Here is a 16,862-nt window from a genome sequence, read left to right on the forward strand (position 1 = left end):
AGAAAATGAAGAATGAACTAAACAGCCGCAATGGGAGAAGAAAAAGCAGACGGTTAAAAAAACCAGTGAAGCTGACTCTTCTCATTCTGTGTATGCTGATCATCGGGCTCTCTGTCTATAACTTTAGTTTAAAGTCAGCCGAAACAGTCCAGAACGATAACGCCGACAATGTCAATATAAAGGTAAAACAAGTAGCCAACGATAAAGAGTCGCCAGCACCTGTGAAAGAAACAGCGATCACCATCAGTGCAGCTGGAGATTTCACACTCGGAACAGACGAAACATTTCAATATGCAGGGTCTTTTCCCGATGAAGCAGACAAAAATGGACTGTCTTACTTTGTTGCTGAACTGGACGATATTTTTAAGAATGATGATTTATCGACGGTAAATTTAGAAACGACTTTAACGAACGCCACTGAAAAGGCTGTGAAGAAATTTCGGTTTAAGGGCGATCCATCGTACGTTCAAATTCTAGAGCTTGCGGGAATTGAATCTGTGAATCTGGCAAACAATCATATTCATGACTACTTACAAAAAGGGTATGACGACACGATTGAAACGCTGAAAAAGCAGAAAATAGGCTACTTTGGCTATGACAATAAATACATAACAGAAGTCAAAGGAGTAAAAATTGGCGCTCTTGGATATGAAGGCTGGAATGATACGCCTGAGCTTCGCGAGCAAGTGGCAGCAGACATTAAAGAGTTAAAAGAAAAAGGGGCAGAAATTGTCCTCGTCCACTATCATTGGGGAATTGAAAGAAGCTACATCCCGATGGAATCACAAAAGACGCTGGCCCACTATACAATAGACAGCGGGGCGGATTTAATTCTTGGGCACCATCCTCATGTCGTGCAGGGGGTCGAAGAATATAATGGAAAGTTCATCGTTTATAGCCTCGGCAATTTCATGTTCGGAGGAAACAGAAACCCAGGCGATAAAGATACGTATGTTTTCCAGCAGACATTCCATTTGAAGAATGGAAAATTAACAGATAAAAAGGAAATAAACGTCGTTCCATTTTCTATCTCTTCCGTCACGCATCGAAACAACTACCAGCCAAAAAGACTAGAAGGGGCTGAAGCAGAAAGGGTAAAAAACAAAATTATCGATGTCTCTAATCAAATTAATGGGTCTGACTGGCTGCAATACGACAAGAACAATATAAACAACTAAATAAATAGGGCTATTTTCGAAATCTGGACAAACAGGGCGCGAACTGTTGATCCAGATTTTTTTTACTCTATAACATAATCTGAAAATAGGGCGAGTAGACTAGTAAAAATATCAGGAAGGGAGAGAAGTTAGAACAAGTGGTCCATATGTTGGGGGAGTAAATACTAAATGTCTGTTAACTGGATATCCTTATTTGATCTTAGGAGGTGTCAAGTTGAACGAAAAAAAACAGGAGCTATTACATAATGACAGGGCTAATGAACGCAAGGGGAAAGTTGTCCGCAAGCGTGTTTTTGACCTCTTTATAAGCATCATTTTACTTATAGTGTCTCTCCCTATAATGCTGATGACCGGCATGTTCATTTTGTTGATAGATGGCCGTCCGATCTTTTTTAAACAAATTAGAACGGGGCAATATGGCCGGCCTTTTTTGATCTGGAAATTTAGAACGATGAAAGTGCACGATTCAGAGTCAGATCATCAATATAGGTGGGCAGGGGGAGTCCCCAATGATTTTGTATTTAAAACATCGGAAAATTCTCATGTGACGAAGCTGGGTTCTTTTCTTAGAAAATACAGTTTAGATGAACTGCCGCAATTAATCAATGTCTTACGGGGAGAGATGAGTATTGTAGGACCAAGGCCTGAAATTCCGGCCGTTACTAGTTTGTATAACAACGAACAAAGGAGGAGGCTAAACGTAAAGCCGGGGATTACCGGGTATGCCCAAATTAATGGCAGATCAGCGATTAATCATGGTAAAAAAATGGCTTATGATCTTTATTATGTACAAAACTGTTCTATTGGGCTTGATGTGAAAATTATCGTTAAAACGGCTATTCAAGTCATTAGGAGTAAGGGAGCTTACTAATATAAGATTGATAGAAAACTATAAATACACTTTCATTCGTTCTAAAACAATGAAGGAATGGTCTGGACGTTCATGATCTTGGAAAAAGCCAGACGGCAGGACGGAGGAAAATGATGAGAATTGTCCAATTGATTACGAGAATGGACGAAACCGGCGGGGCTCAAGTTCATGTACGCGACCTTGTGTCAAGTTTAGATAGAATGGGACACGAATTATATATAATGGCGGGCAGTGAAAATGTCGTTTGTCAGAGTTCCACCCATCATATCCCTTACTTTCACATTAAACATCTTCATAGAAGTATTCACTTGATACAAGATATAAAAGCGTTTATCGAGATCCGAAATAAATTAAAACAATTAAATCCCGATTTATTAGCCCTTCATTCATCGAAGGCAGGAATGATTGGGCGTGCGGCGGGCTGGTCGCTTGGCATCCCTACCGTTTTTACCGCTCATGGCTGGTCCTTTACCGAAGGGGTTTCCCCTCGAAGGAGGTACTTTTATGCTTTATGTGAAAAGCTGATCGGCAAACTATCAGCAGGGGTTATTACTGTTTCACAATATGATCGGGAGTTGGCGGAAAAATATAGAATTGTTCGTAATGAAAAAATCACCACGATTCATAATGGGGTCATCGACAATCACATACATGAATTATCAAAACCGGCACGCCATCCCCCGAGAATGGTTATGATTGCAAGATTCGCAGAGCCGAAACAACAGCAGGCTGTTGTCGAAGCATTAAATTACATGCGTGAATTTGATTGGCAAATGGACTTTGTTGGAGATGGACCTCTAAGAGAAGCAGTAGAGGCGCATGTTAATCAGCTCGGTTTGTCTGATAGAATTCGATTCTTGGGGGACCGACATAATATAGAAGAAATTCTTTCTCAGTCACAAATATTTATTCTTCTATCTAAATGGGAAGGGCTGCCGTTAAGTATACTTGAGGCTATGAGGAGCGGTCTGCCCATCGTAGCATCCGATGTCGGCGGAGTAAAGGAAACGATTAAGCCCTCTTATAATGGTTTTCTTATACCAAGAGACAATGAAAAAGAACTGATTAACAAGTTAACGTTTCTGATTAATGATCCTTTCATTCGAAAAGAAATGGGGGATGCATCCAGAAAGCTCTACCTAGAAAAGTTTACTTTTGAAAGAATGCTAAACGAAACAGTTGACTTCTATGAAAAAGTAATTGCCCCGTAAGCTTACTAGGCATTTTCAGATAATACGAAAGGGGACAAAAGCAGATGAAAGTATTAGTAACAGGAGGAGCCGGATTCATTGGAACGCATGTAGTAAAACAGCTGTTGATGGAAGATGCGGAGGTCGTTGTTGTAGATAACTTGACCACATCAAAAGGAAATCATCTGCCCAAAGGGGTTAAGCTGTATAAGGAGAATATTGAAGGAAAAGAAATGAAACGTATTTTCAAAGAAGAAGCTCCCGATTACCTGATTCATCTAGCTGCGCAAGTGTCCGTCCGCCGCTCAATGGAAGATCCATACGCTGATTGTATTTCTAATATTGTCGGCACACTTAACCTGTTACGAAATTGTATTACTTATAAAGTAAAAAAAATTATTTTTGCCTCATCTGCGGCCGTATATGGCGAACCATCTTATCTCCCAATAGACGAACTTCATCCAAAAAAATCCATTTCTTATTATTCCCTTTCAAAAAATATAGCAGAAGAATATATTACGTTATTTCATAAGCAGTGCGGCTTGAAATATTCCATTCTAAGGTTTTCCAATGTATATGGACCAGGTCAAAACCCTACAGGCGAATCAGGTGTTATTTCCATTTTCAGCGATCAAATTTTAAAAGGAGTCTCTCCAGTTGTGTATGGCGGCAGCCAAATCCGTGATTTTATCTACGTGAAGGATGTAGCAAAGGCTTTGAGTGCTGCGACAGGAGTATTAGAAAACGGTATCTATAATATTAGCTCAAACACCGAAACAAGCATTAAAGAGCTATTAACAACGTTAATTGAAATAACAGGGATCAATGTAACTCCTAAATATTTACTAACGAGGAAAGGCGACATTATGAAGAGTTGTCTTGATAATAGGAAAGCAATTGAAGAACTGAATTGGAAACCTGAATACTCTCTAATAGATGGCTTAAAGCATACAGTCAAGGCTCTGAAAAAAGAACAGGAACGATAAAATTTCAAATGGTGGATATTTACTGTGGGAACGATTCTAGGGAAGGCCATAATAGGAAGTGGTCTGGGGAGGAGTAAGAAGAATGATCACGATCGCTAGGCAATTATGGGGAATCAAATTACAAAATGTCTATTTTCCAGAAAAGAGTGACTCTCTAGTTAGTGATCGTTCTTTCGACTTGATAGGAATTACACAATCGTTAACCCCTTCAGACAAGTTGAATAAATTAGAGACTTTACAAATAGATTTGACGAAGAGTGAAGAAGAGCTTTTAGCAGATATGACGAAGTCCACCAGGCAGCAAATTAGGCAGGCTATACAAAAGTATGATTTTCACTTTCAGGTATTCCCCAAGCCGGCCAATAACGATCTTTACGCTTTTCAGAGTTTTTACAATCAATTTGCTGAGCATAAAAATACGTATAAATGTCGTGCTTTTCATATTCAAACGTTAAAACTGCTAAGGGATAACGGAAATATGTTGATGACACAAATAACAAATGAGAATAACGATGTCCTCTGCTGCCGGATCTATGCAATCGATGGTCAAAGGGCTACATCACTTTATTCGGTGTCGCATTTCAGGCTGAACGACGATCAAACAAGAAAAAGAATCCTTAGCAACGCCCATCGTTATTTAAAATGGAAGGATATGACTTGGCTGAAAAACAACGGCTATCGTGTATATGATTCCGGGGGATTGACTAGTGATAACAACATACGAAAATTTAAGCTCGAATTCGGGGGAACAATTGTAACAGAATACTCGGGTTACGTTGCCAATACACTAAAAGGAAGAATGCTATTGGGAATCCGTCGTTTAAACATGTCAAAATAAAAGAGGGGATCATTGTTGCATAACCACGGGACATTCATTATTTCACTTGATTTTGAATTGTACTGGGGAGTACACGATGTCATGTCTATTGAAGAGTATAAAGAAAATCTACTGGGCGCACGCAGGGCTGTCCCCAAGCTGCTTGAGATGTTCGAGGAATATCATATTCATGCTACCTGGGCAGCTGTCGGGCTGCTTTTTTTTCGAACGAAACAAGAAATGATGCAATCTTTGCCGAAGCTTAGGCCCAGATATCAGAATCGTGCATTTTCTGCTTACGAAAAGATGGGGCTGCTCGGCGATCAAGAGGAGAATGATCCTTACCATTTCGCTTCTTCTTTAATCAAGAAAATTTCAAATTATAAGTATCAAGAAATAGCAACGCATACATTCTCACATTATTATTGCTTAGAAGAAGGACAAACGGAAGAAGAATTTGAAGCCGATTTAATCGCCGCTTTAAACATAGGCAAAGAGCAGGGTTTTTCAATTAAAACCATTATCTTTCCTCGGAATCAAGTGAATGAAAAGTATCTTTCTATTTGTAAAAAACATGGAATTATCTCGTATCGTGGAAATGAAAAGCATATGATTTACGAACCAGCTTCCTTTGCCGCAGGAAACCTGCCCTTGAAGAGAATCATCAGAATGGCGGATACTTATTTGAATATAACAGGCAGGCATATTTATTCGGCTGAAAGAGCCGCATCCACGCCATTGATTAATCTATCTTCCAGCCGCTTTCTAAGGCCTTATCATCCAAATTTAAAAATATTAGACTCACTTCGTTTAAAAAGAATAAAAAATAGCTTAACAGCGGCGGCCAAAGAAAGAAAAATCTATCATTTGTGGTGGCACCCTCATAATTTTGGAAAAAACCTTGAAGAAAATATGGCATTTCTTAAGGAAATTATCGAACATTATATCATGTTGAAAAAAACTTATGGAATGGAAGCTTTAAATATGGCCGAGGCGGCAGAGAAGTTAAACAGCATCAAAAATAAGTAAAAAAACATTCACTCAAATGATGCGTTGGAAAGTTCTATTATAGAACGTTCGTATTATTTCTCGTTCTATGGGGGAGGGAAGCTGTAATATAGTAATTAATAAAAATATTATGTAAACAAAAAAAGAGCGTCTCAACACGCTCTTTTTTCATTTTTTTGTAAAAAATACTTTAATAGAGTAAATGAGAATTATTTCACTCAATTATGTTATTTATTGCATTGACCTTTAGAAAAAAATAGCATAAAATACGAGAAGTTGGCAGTTTATGATTCTATATATATACGAAAATAATCATATAATGGGATGAAACTTTATATAAATACATATATTTATTGTTGAAAGGGATGTAAAAATGACTAAAAGATGGCGCTGGCGTGGTGCTCTAGCCTTATTCTTTCTTTTCATTTTGATAGGATTTAATCAGCTGGTCAGTATCGACACGTATGCGAAGAATGAAAAGGTGGAAACGAAAAAGCTTAGTAAGTATCCGGGATTGCATTTAGAGACACGGACGAGTGAAACGAAAATATATACAATGGCGATCAGCTCGCCTATTGCAGAAGACCGCCAAATAAACGAACCGATTCAGCAATGGGTCAAACAGCAGGAAAAGCAATTTTTGACGAAAGTCAAAAATAATAAGAATAAGCTTGACAAGAAAAAACGTGCCAATTTAACGATTAAAGTGGATACGACGAAAGTAAATGATAACATCTATAGTCTTGTGTTTTCTTCCTATCAATATACTGGAGAAGCAAAAGGACAGGAGACGATTAAGACCTTTATCATTGATACGACTGGAAAAAGGTTTTTGAAAGTGACAGATGTGCTGCGAGATGGGAAAGCTGACTTGGATAACATTCGTACGATTGTGACGGAACGATTAAATCATGAAGAAGACATTGCTTTCTATATAATGGATGATTTATTAGAAGAAGCGTTGAGTAATCCCAGCGATTGGAAATGGTCATTAAGCAACAAAGCATTGACTTTTTATTTTGATAAATATGAAGTGGCAGCTGGTGCAGCTGGATCGATGAAGGCGGCAATTCCGCTGGAGGAATTAGAACCGTTTTTAAAAGAGGCAATCGTGAAAGAGTTAAAGATAACTGATGGGCATAAGGAACAATCGGATGCACGGAACATAAAACAAGTGCCTCTGGATCCGAATGGCAAATACATTGCACTTACCTTTGATGACGGACCAAATTCCACATCGACGCCGCAAGTGTTAGAGACGTTAAAAGCACACAACGCTGTCGCTACCTTTTTTATGTTAGGAAGTCAGGTAGAATATTATCCAGTGATAGCTAAACAGGTGCTGGAAGCGGGTCATGAAATAGGAAGCCATACGGAAAATCACCGGGACTTATCGACTTTAAATGAGAGTCAAATTAGGCAGGAACTGGGTGAAGCGAGCCGCAAAATTGAAGAAGCTGTCGGGCAAAAACCTACATTGCTTCGTCCCCCATATGGAGCATACAATGACAAAGTCCTTAATGCAGCTAAACAAGATGGCACCCCAATTATTCTGTGGTCTGTTGATTCACTTGATTGGAAAAGCCGGAATGCGCAAGCGGTAAATGATGCGATCTTGCGAAATATTGCCCCGGGAGCGATTGTATTAATGCACGACATCCACCTTTCAACAGCGGAAGCTTTGCCAGCTTTATTAACAGCTCTTCAAAAAGAAGGGTATCAGTTCGTCACTGTGTCACAGCTCCTGTCACTGGACACCACGTTTGAAACAGGGCCATTTTATAAACAAAAAAAGAGTGAGCAGCAGGCAGAGGAACAGTTAAAATAGCAGAAGCCGCACCGAATATCATATAAAAAAATTGATATTCGGTTTTTTTATGTTCTTTTTATGGAATTTCATTTAGAATTAATGTATTGGAGAGATTTACTTATCACCTTTTTTAATAGAAATCATCCATCTTGTTAGGAGCTTAAGAAGAATGAAAAACATAGACGTGTGTTTTGAAACATTAAAGGCACAATGTAAGGAACAAGGACTTGACCCTTTAAGTATCCCTGCATTTAAAGACACTTTAGATATGTATGAACTGCAAAAAAAACATTCAAAGCATGAGAAGTTTTTGAAAGTGGTGAATCACTTTTTTGAAAAGTTTCTTTCTTCTATGAAAGGAGTGCCGATATTAACGGCAACGACTGATGAAGAAGGCTATATGATCCTACTGCGTGGAGATGAAACGATTAAAAATACGATTAACCAACTAGGGGTGAAAGAAGGGTGCCGATTTACGGAAGAAGTCAACGGCATCAATGCTATCAGTTTATCGTTAAAGCATAATCGGCCAATTGCTATTGTTGGTTCGCAGCATTATCATCATTTTCTGCACGTATCTGCTTGTTACAGTGTGCCAATCACCGATCCGGTAACAGAAAAAATATTGGGTACGATTACGTTTATGACGTCTGTCGATCATAGCAGTCCGCTCTTATTAACATTATTGTTAACGATGAAAGATTCCATTGAAAGAGAATTACAGCTGTTGAGACAAAATGAGAAGCTGAATATTATGAATCAGCTCATTATGGATACAACGAGAAACGGCATGATGGTGTCAGATAAAGCTGGTAAAATCATCGGGTTTAATCATGCGGCTGAACATATAACCGGCTTGAAAAAAGAGACTATTCTTTTTCAATGTATCAATCAGCTGGAAACCTTCACTCCATATTTGAAAAATGTACTTGAGGAAGAACAGCAATATACCGATGTGGAAATATCTTTTGTACGTAAGGATGGACAGGAGATGACGGTTTTATTTGACGCTTTGCCTATCCTTGATGAAGAGCAACAAACGATCGGTGCATTGGCTCAAATGAAGGATATTACTCGGCGTAAGCAGACGGAACAATTACTATTAAATGCAGAAAAGCTTGCGGCTGTAGGGCAGATGGCGGCCAGTGTTGCTCATGAAATTCGTAATCCTCTTACGACAGTCCGCGGGTTCATTCAGCTTGTTAAGGAGGATTTCAAAGAGGGATCGCACTTTCATCTCGTTTTAGATGAAATCGACCGTATTAATTTTATCATTAGTGAATTTCTCGTTCTTTCCAAACCAAACGTCGTTCATTTTCATACTAAAGATGTGAAACAAGTATTAGATGAAACAATTGCGCTGTTTCAAGCGCAGGCAAGTATGAATAATACTCAAATCGCGACTGAATTTGGGAATAATGAACTCATAATCAACTGTAATGACAACCAGCTAAAACAAGTATTTATCAACTTGTTTAAAAATAGTATGGAGGCGATGCCATTTGGCGGAAAGCTTACCATACGTGTGAATCAAAAAGGAAAACAAGCAGTGAGCATCCAAATTATAGATGAAGGAGAGGGGATGAGAGAGGAGCAAATTCAAAGATTAGGTACCCCTTTTTATACAACGAAGGAAACGGGAACAGGTCTTGGATATATGATCATTAAACGCATTATTGAACAGCATGACGGAATGCTTGATATTCATAGCAAAGCCAACAAAGGAACCGCTGTGGAAATTACTTTGCCGCTTGCAGTCGGTGCCCTCCGATAAATAATTGTTTCAAATGTCAAACCCATTCGCTCATGCGAGTGGGTTTGACATGATAGCTGCAGTCAGCCTCTAACGATGAACTTCGGCAACACTCTCCGCTGAGTGGGCTTTGGTGATCGTTTTCGAGTGATTGACGAAATAAATGCTGAGCACGATCAAGACTAAACCGACAAGCAGGGAAAGGGTGAAAGGCTCATGCATAAATATTGTACCTGTTGCAACGGCAATGAGCGGCACGAGAAACGTGAAAGAAGCGACTTTGCTGGCTTCCCCTGCGTTCATTAATTTAAGATAAAGTGCAAATGCCACGGCAATGCCTAAAACGGAGCCAAATCCTAAGCCGAATATGTACTCGCTATTCCAAGTAATTCCTGCCCAGCTTTCCATTTCTATGCCAAGACCAGTCAAGATGATTCCGCCGATAGTGAATTGTAAAGCTGCCATCCACATCGCGTCTACGCTTTTGCTCTCTTTCTTCACATAAATGGTGCCCAGTGCCCAGCTGACAGCCGACAATAAGGCAATGGCTACTCCAAATATGGATATTTGACCAGATAGACTATTCGCACTAGCTGCTAAAATGCCAACAAAACCAATAATTAAGCCAATAACTTTTAATTTAGTCATTTTTTCGCCTAGCCAAAACCAGGCGAATAGTCCAATTAGAACGGGCTGAAAATAAACAAGAACGGAAGACAAGCCTCCTGGCAAATGATTAAGCCCGATGGTTTGAAGACCAAAAAACAAAACAGCGTTTAATAATGCAGATAGGCAGTATTTGATCCAGTTCTCACGCCACTTTATTTTTTTCCATGCAGGCAATAAATAAATGGATAATAACAACCCTCCGATTAAGGCGCGCATCCCTGCAAACAGCAGAGGAGGGGTATAGGCCAGGGCCAATTTATAAATGGGCCAGCTGATCCCCCAAATGACAACTAAAAAAACGAGTGAAGCGGTTGTTTTTACTGATAGATTTTTCACCGAATATCCTTCCTTTCCTAATTAACTATACAATTGATTGTTTATAAAATCTAATACATGTTTTAGGATAGAAAGATGATTATTTTAAATAAGTTTGTGATTAAAGAACATAAAAAATGAAAAGGAGTGGTTTGTGATGCCTGCTATTCTTATTGACGCGGATGGATGTCCGGTTGTAGACCTTACGATCAAAGCAGCTAAACAGTATGGATTAAAGGTTACGCTGATTTGTGACACTGCTCATATGATGCAGCGGGAAGGCGCAGAAACGATTACTGTTTCAAAGGGAGCCGATGCCGTGGACTTTGTGTTAGTGAATCGTATGCAAAAAGGAGATATTGTCGTTACGCAGGATTATGGATTAGCAGCGATGGTGCTTGCGAAAAAAGGGCATGCGATCAATCAAAATGGCCGCTTTTACACACCCGATAATATCGATCAGCTTCTTAGCTTTCGGCATGCCGCTAAAAAAGCCCGGCAGGCAGGAGGAAGAATGAAAGGGCCAAAAAAGCGGCAAAAGGAAGACGATCAACAGTTTGAAGAGCGGTTGGTCCAGTTGATCGAAAAGGTGATAGCGAGTGGAACATAACAGGAATCAAATGATAGGAAGAAAAGGTTCTTCCTTTTATAAGTGCCGGGCCTTACAGTCATCACTATATTGCTGTAAGACCCGGCATTTTCGTCAGCTGAATTTAAGCAAGTAATACTTTTCAAACGCCCGCTTCATGATGTGCGGCATCATCCCGCTTATTGCCCATTGAAACACTCCTTCTTTGACTGGTTTATCCATCACAAGCATGGCACCTGCTTTTCCAAGCTCCATAAAGTACATCGTGTCCTCTTGAAACGACTGAAGTGGTTCCTGCTGTATTTGTTTTATGATATTTTCGGCCGCCAGTGTTCCTTGAAGTTCAGCTGCCCGCCCTGATTTGGTTCCTTTCATATTGTTCGCATCGCCAATTACATATATGTTTTTCCACTGTATCGATTGGAGTGTGTCATGGACAGGCAGAATACCATGATCGTGCTCCAAGTCCGTCGATGCAAAAATACAATCCACTCCTTTATAGGGAGGCAGCACGAATAAGAATGAATGAGGCAGCTGTTTTCCATTCGTCAAATAAATAGATTCATCATCTGCTCGTTCAATAGAAACATTGCAGTAATAGGTTACCTGTTTTTTCTCCAATAACCTTTCAAGTCTCTCTGTCGGTTCTTTTCCTTTCCCATTAAAAAGCTCTTCTTCATAAGTAAAAAAAGTCAGCGGGCATTCGAGGCGATGTTCATGAAGATACGCCTCTAATTCAAATAAAAATTCATACGCGATGCCTTGGTTTGGATTTCCCTGCCCCACGCCGATCACAATAGGATCCTTTTCTTTTATTTCTTTCACTTTCTTTCTCGTTTGCAAGGCAGTGGATATCCCGTAAATAGATGCACTTCTTCCTTCTAACCCTTCGATACGCGCCCAATCGGGAGAAGCCCCTGTCGCCACGATTAAATAATCATACTCAATGATTTCATCATCCTTACATAGGATATGATTCTGTTTTGGCATAAGAGCTTGCACGCATTTTTCAATGAATGTAATTCCAGCCTTTTCAAACGTAGGACGAAGGGGGAAGGTCATCTTGTTAAGGCGATGTTTATGAAAAGGCAGCCAAATGAGGGAAGGCCGAAAAACAAATTGTGCTTTGTCAGCAACGACAATGATCTCATGCTGAGGTGATGTTAATTTTTTTCTTATCTCAATGGCAGCATTCAATCCCCCGAACCCGCTTCCGATAATAACGATCCGCATCTAAATCACTCCCCTTTTTTATTTAGTATTTCTCGAATGATCCGCACTTATGTTTTGTTTTCACGGTTGTCTCATAAAAGTGTATCGGTGCCAATTTCGGCATTTCTGTATAAAATTCTCCAAATGAAGAATGATAGAAAGAAGAGTGAGAACGATGTGTAAAAGTGGGGGGACTAGCTTGATTCGTAATGTGAATAAATTGTTAAAAAAAACAAAGTTAAAAAAAAAGAATCTGCCTCTGCAAAAGAATCAACAGAATGCCAAGCCGCAGGATGTGCTTCATAAAGATTTCAATGTAAATGTTGAAACGATTCGCTCCATTTATGAGAACTGTATGGATGTTGTTTTCCGTCCCTTTTTACTTTTCGGAAAAACGAGAGCGATACTTATTTACATTGATGGTCTTTCTGACATGGAGGGGCTCGATGAAAATGTCCTATTGCCGCTCATGAAACAAGCAGATGGTGAAACACCTTCATTCACTGAGCTGCTGGAAAACAAACTGCCTGTTACTAAAGTGAAAAGAGTAAACTTATTAGCAGATTGCATTGAGTCCATTTCAATGGGAAACCCTATTCTTCTATGCGAGGGAGAACAAGCTGCCTGTTCCTTAGGTTTTCCAAAATGGGAAAAACGCAGTATTGAAGAACCTGAAGCAGAGGCAGTTGTTCGCGGACCGCGTGAAGGCTTTACGGAATCGCTGCAAGTAAGTACATCACAATTGCGGCGCATTATTAAAAGTCCGGCGCTAAAAATCCAGTCTGTGAAAATCGGAAACTATACACGGACGACTGTTGCTCTTGCCTATATTGAAGGAATTGCTGATCAGACGCTCATTGAGGAGACCGCTAATCGGTTAAAACGAATTGAGATAGATGGGATCTTGGAAAGCAGTTACATTGAAGAGATGATTGAGGATAATCCATACTCGCCTTTTCCCCAGATTCTGTCAACCGAACGGCCGGATGTTGCTTGTGCGAATCTACTAGAGGGACGTGTGGTTATTTTAGTAGAAGGCACGCCATTTACGTTAATTGCTCCCGTTACTTTCTTCTCTTTGATGCAAGTACAAGAGGACTATTATCAACGCTTTCTGATCAGTACGCTTATTCGCTGGCTTCGTTACCTGTTCCTTGCAGTCGCTCTCTTTCTACCTTCTCTGTATGTAGCTGTGACGACATTCCACCAAGAGATGGTGCCAAGTGCTTTATTGTTAAGTATTGCTGCTTCTCGGGAAACCGTTCCTTTTCCAGCGATCATCGAGGTGCTCCTCATGGAAATTACTTTTGAGGCACTCAGAGAGGCGGGGGTCCGCTTGCCAAAACAAGTGGGGGCCGCTGTCAGTATCGTCGGAGCACTCGTCATTGGACAGGCGGCCGTTCAAGCAGGGCTCGTTTCGGCGCCAATGGTTATTGTTGTAGCGATTACAGGGATTGCTTCTTTTATGATTCCTGATTATATCGCTGGAATTACCATTCGGATGCTTCGTTTTCCGTTTATTTTTCTTGCAGGCACACTGGGTTTGCTCGGAGTCACAATGGGGCTCATTGCTATCGTGATTCATTTATGCAGCCTGCGTTCTTTTGGTGAGCCTTATTTGGCACCATTGGCACCGCTAAAAGTCCGGGAGCTGAAGGATGTATTATGGAGAGCTCCTTGGTGGATGATGGACACACGTCCAAAGTTCCCTGGAGGATCTAATTTATATCGTCAGGCTCCGAATCAAGCACCGAGCCCGAACAAGGGAGGGGAAACGAATAACGAATGAAAAAGGTGATCAACCGTGCTAGTGAAAGGTAATCGTTTTATGAAAAGGATTCTGCTGCTATGCTCCTTAAGCGGATCACTTTTTTTATTAACCGGCTGTTGGGATCGAACAGAGATTAATGACTTAGCCATCGTGACAGCAGCAGCGATTGATAAAAAGGGAGATAAACAAATTCAGCTGTCCCTCCAAGTGGTTGTTCCTAAATCATTAGGAGGAGGCTCTCAACAGGGAGGGGGTCAAGGAGGAGGTGCTGGAAAGACGACCTTAGTTACATCTCAGACAGGCGCTAATGTGGCAGAGGCCTTGTCGAAGATACAAAGTGAATTGCCCCGTAAAGTATTTTGGGGACAATGTAAAGTATTTATCTTTGGTGAAAAGGCAGCGAAGGATGGTATACATGATCATGTTGATTTCCTGCTTCGCCATCCACAGCCAAGGGAACGGGCAGATGTATTTGTCAGCAAAGGAAAAGCAAAACGTATTCTTGAATTGCAGACAAGGCTGGAACGTGATTCCTCGGAAACTGTTCGAGAGCAGGTGAAATTAGGCATTGGAATGAAAGTGACGTTACAAACTATGGACGAAATGCTGACAGGTGAAGCCCGGGCAGCGGCTCTTCCATATTTGAAAGTAGCAACAGAAAAAGATGATGAGGGCTCCTACGAGTATCCGAAAATCTTTGCAACAGCTGTGTTTAAAAAAGATCGAATGATTGGTCATCTGTCCCAGAAGAAAACGAGAGGGCTGTTATGGATAAGGAATGAAGTGAAGAACTATACGATAACTGTCAAAACGAAAGAGTTAAAGGGAAGTATCTCTTTAAACCCAGTGTCAATTAAAGTTGATCTCATTCCAAAAATTCAAGGTGAGAAGTGGAAAATGTTTGTGAAGGTGCAGACGGAAGGAAGCGTCATACAAAACGGTACAAATTTAGATCTTAACAATCCTAAATCATTAGCAAAGGTGACAACAGCGTATGAAGATGCGATCAAAAAGCGTATCGGTTCGGCAATCAAGCCCGTACAGCATGAGCTGAAAGCGGATATTGTAGATTTCGGCAAAGAGTTTCATCGAAAGTATCCAAAACAATGGAGGCGGGTCGCACATCGCTGGGATGAAGTACTGCCTGAAGTGGAAGTAGATGTGGACGTCAAAGCACACATTCTTAGACAAGGAAACATTAATGAATCTGAGGGAAGAAGGGAGGTACGAAAACAATGAGGTGGGGGGCATTTTTTGCTACTGCTGTTATCATCTTCGTGATCGTTTTATTTCAATGGCCGAAAATGAAGAAAACTCCTAAAAAAGACAAATGGGTATTTAGCATATTGCTTCTCATCGGCTTAGGACTGTCTATGTTCGAGCTCGAGCATATGGCTGGCCCGGTTACATGGATAGAAGCTATTTTTAAGCCGTTTGGAAAGTTTATGGAAAAGTAAGCTTCTATGGTTGACAGTGTGTTATTTTTCGGCACGTTGATGGAAAGGAGAAGGAGGATGGAGAAGGGCAAAATTTCATCGCTGCAGATGGCGATGCTGCTGTACCCTACGATTGTCGCTACAGCGATCCTTTCGGTTCCGAGTATTACAGCGAAATATGCGAAACAAGATCTATGGATGTCGCCTATTATAGCGTCTTTCATCGGATTTATAACCGTTTTTATTGCTGTGCGATTACATAAGCTCTATCCAGATCAAACGATCATTCAAATGAGTCAACAAATTGTTGGACAAGTATTAGGAAAAGTGATTAGCTTTTTCATTCTGTTTTTTTATATCCATATTAATGGGGAAATCATCAGAGAGTACGCTGAGTTTATTGTCAGTTCGTTTTTGTTTCAAACTCCCATTACTGTAATCATTGCATCTATGACACTCCTTTGTGGGCTGGCGGTATATGGAGGATTAGAAGTAGTAGGGAGAGCGGCCCAGCTATTTTTCCCTCTTTTTGTGATTCCGATTCTCTTGTTCGTCCCATTATTAAGTCCAAATTTTGAACTTGGAAGTATGCTTCCAATATTAGAGAGAGGAATGCTGCCGCCAATTAAGGGAGCGATTGTGACGAGCGGATGGTTCACAGAATTTTTTCTGATCATCTTTCTCCTTCCTTTTTTAGTTGATAAGGACAAGGGAATGAAATATGGAATGATGACAGTGTTGGCTGTTATGGTCACGTTAACCGTCGTCAATCTGGTTGTTCTTTGGACACTTGGTGTAACAACGTCCTCTAAAGAGTATCCGCTTATGAATGCGGGCCGATACATTAGTTATGCTGATTTTTTTGAAAACGTAGAAGCAGTCATTATGGCTGTTTGGATCATTGGAGCTTTTGTTAAAGTTTCTGTATTGTATTATGCAGCTGTTTTAGGCACTGCCCAGTGGCTAGATCTTGCGGATTACCGGCCAATTGTGTGGCCAGTAGGGATCTTTCTCGTACAATTTAGCTTTTGGTCATTCCCTAACACAATGGAGATTAGCCGTTTTAACATTTTAACGTTCCCTTTTTATGGGTTTTTCATTCAAACGATGGTTCCCTTGCTTTTATTAGTAATCGCTGTCATCAAGAAAAGAAAGCAGGCGGGGGGTAAAGCGGGTTAACTGGGTGGTTGTCATTTGAACATAGTTTAAAGAAAAGTAGTGGTCGTAATAGCAGCATGATTATATTTTTGGTCAGTG

At 40.4% G+C, this 16,862-nt stretch carries 15 protein-coding genes; 13 read left to right on the plus strand and 2 right to left on the minus strand.

Annotated elements, in window-relative coordinates; all coding sequences use genetic code 11:
* The first annotated feature begins 5 nt into the window (after nt 1–5).
* The 8 genes from QYG89_RS14805 (at nt 6) to QYG89_RS14840 (ending at nt 9,634) form a co-directional block, all read left to right on the plus strand.
* Entirely contained in the window at nt 6–1,178 is a 1,173-nt protein-coding gene (locus tag QYG89_RS14805; RefSeq protein WP_404318642.1) for a CapA family protein, read from the plus strand.
* A 214-nt stretch (nt 1,179–1,392) separates the two neighbouring features.
* Complete coding sequence (locus QYG89_RS14810; RefSeq protein ID WP_404318645.1) at nt 1,393–2,049, plus strand: sugar transferase; 657 nt, start codon at nt 1,393–1,395, stop codon at nt 2,047–2,049.
* A gap of 110 nt (nt 2,050–2,159) precedes the next feature.
* On the plus strand, nt 2,160–3,260 hold the full coding sequence (locus QYG89_RS14815; protein WP_404318648.1) for a glycosyltransferase family 4 protein: 1,101 nt from the start codon (nt 2,160–2,162) through the stop codon (nt 3,258–3,260).
* Between the two features lie 44 nt (nt 3,261–3,304).
* Entirely contained in the window at nt 3,305–4,225 is a 921-nt protein-coding gene (locus QYG89_RS14820) for an NAD-dependent epimerase/dehydratase family protein (protein WP_404318650.1), read from the plus strand.
* 82 nt (nt 4,226–4,307) lie between these two features.
* Nucleotides 4,308–5,063, plus strand: coding sequence for a hypothetical protein (locus QYG89_RS14825; RefSeq protein WP_404318653.1), 756 nt, complete (start codon nt 4,308–4,310; stop codon nt 5,061–5,063).
* Between the two features lie 12 nt (nt 5,064–5,075).
* Entirely contained in the window at nt 5,076–6,071 is a 996-nt protein-coding gene (locus QYG89_RS14830) for a polysaccharide deacetylase family protein (protein ID WP_404318655.1), read from the plus strand.
* 352 nt (nt 6,072–6,423) lie between these two features.
* Nucleotides 6,424–7,878 (plus strand): polysaccharide deacetylase family protein, encoded by a 1,455-nt coding sequence (locus QYG89_RS14835; protein ID WP_404318658.1) that lies wholly within the window; start codon nt 6,424–6,426, stop codon nt 7,876–7,878.
* A 151-nt stretch (nt 7,879–8,029) separates the two neighbouring features.
* On the plus strand, nt 8,030–9,634 hold the full coding sequence (locus QYG89_RS14840; protein WP_404318660.1) for an ATP-binding protein: 1,605 nt from the start codon (nt 8,030–8,032) through the stop codon (nt 9,632–9,634).
* Between the two features lie 69 nt (nt 9,635–9,703).
* Here QYG89_RS14840 and QYG89_RS14845 read toward each other — a convergent pair whose 3' ends face one another.
* Entirely contained in the window at nt 9,704–10,618 is a 915-nt protein-coding gene (locus QYG89_RS14845) for a DMT family transporter (RefSeq protein ID WP_404318663.1), read from the minus strand.
* 136 nt (nt 10,619–10,754) lie between these two features.
* On the opposite strand from QYG89_RS14845, the gene QYG89_RS14850 reads away from it, so the two are divergent.
* Nucleotides 10,755–11,207: a YaiI/YqxD family protein gene (locus tag QYG89_RS14850; RefSeq protein WP_404318666.1), complete on the plus strand. Its 453-nt coding sequence runs from the start codon at nt 10,755–10,757 to the stop codon at nt 11,205–11,207.
* Between the two features lie 93 nt (nt 11,208–11,300).
* On the opposite strand, the gene QYG89_RS14855 is transcribed toward QYG89_RS14850, so the two are convergent.
* Entirely contained in the window at nt 11,301–12,419 is a 1,119-nt protein-coding gene (locus tag QYG89_RS14855; RefSeq protein ID WP_404318668.1) for an NAD(P)/FAD-dependent oxidoreductase, read from the minus strand.
* A gap of 154 nt (nt 12,420–12,573) precedes the next feature.
* Here QYG89_RS14855 and QYG89_RS14860 point away from each other — a divergent pair, with 154 nt between their 5' ends.
* The 4 genes from QYG89_RS14860 to QYG89_RS14875 are packed head-to-tail and all read left to right on the plus strand — an operon-like array spanning nt 12,574 to nt 16,784.
* Complete coding sequence (locus tag QYG89_RS14860; RefSeq protein WP_404318671.1) at nt 12,574–14,187, plus strand: spore germination protein; 1,614 nt, start codon at nt 12,574–12,576, stop codon at nt 14,185–14,187.
* A gap of 39 nt (nt 14,188–14,226) precedes the next feature.
* On the plus strand, nt 14,227–15,408 hold the full coding sequence (locus QYG89_RS14865; protein WP_404318673.1) for a Ger(x)C family spore germination protein: 1,182 nt from the start codon (nt 14,227–14,229) through the stop codon (nt 15,406–15,408).
* Entirely contained in the window at nt 15,405–15,626 is a 222-nt protein-coding gene (locus tag QYG89_RS14870; protein ID WP_404318676.1) for a hypothetical protein, read from the plus strand. The genes QYG89_RS14865 and QYG89_RS14870 overlap by 4 nt, the downstream gene beginning before the upstream one ends.
* A 57-nt stretch (nt 15,627–15,683) precedes the next feature.
* A complete protein-coding gene (locus QYG89_RS14875) occupies nt 15,684–16,784 on the plus strand; it encodes a GerAB/ArcD/ProY family transporter (protein ID WP_404318678.1) in 1,101 nt (366 codons plus the stop codon).
* The last annotated feature ends 78 nt before the right edge of the window (nt 16,785–16,862 follow it).

It is taken from the genome of Bacillus lumedeiriae, assembly GCF_044891285.1.
GTDB lineage: Bacteria > Bacillota > Bacilli > Bacillales > Domibacillaceae > Pseudobacillus > Pseudobacillus lumedeiriae.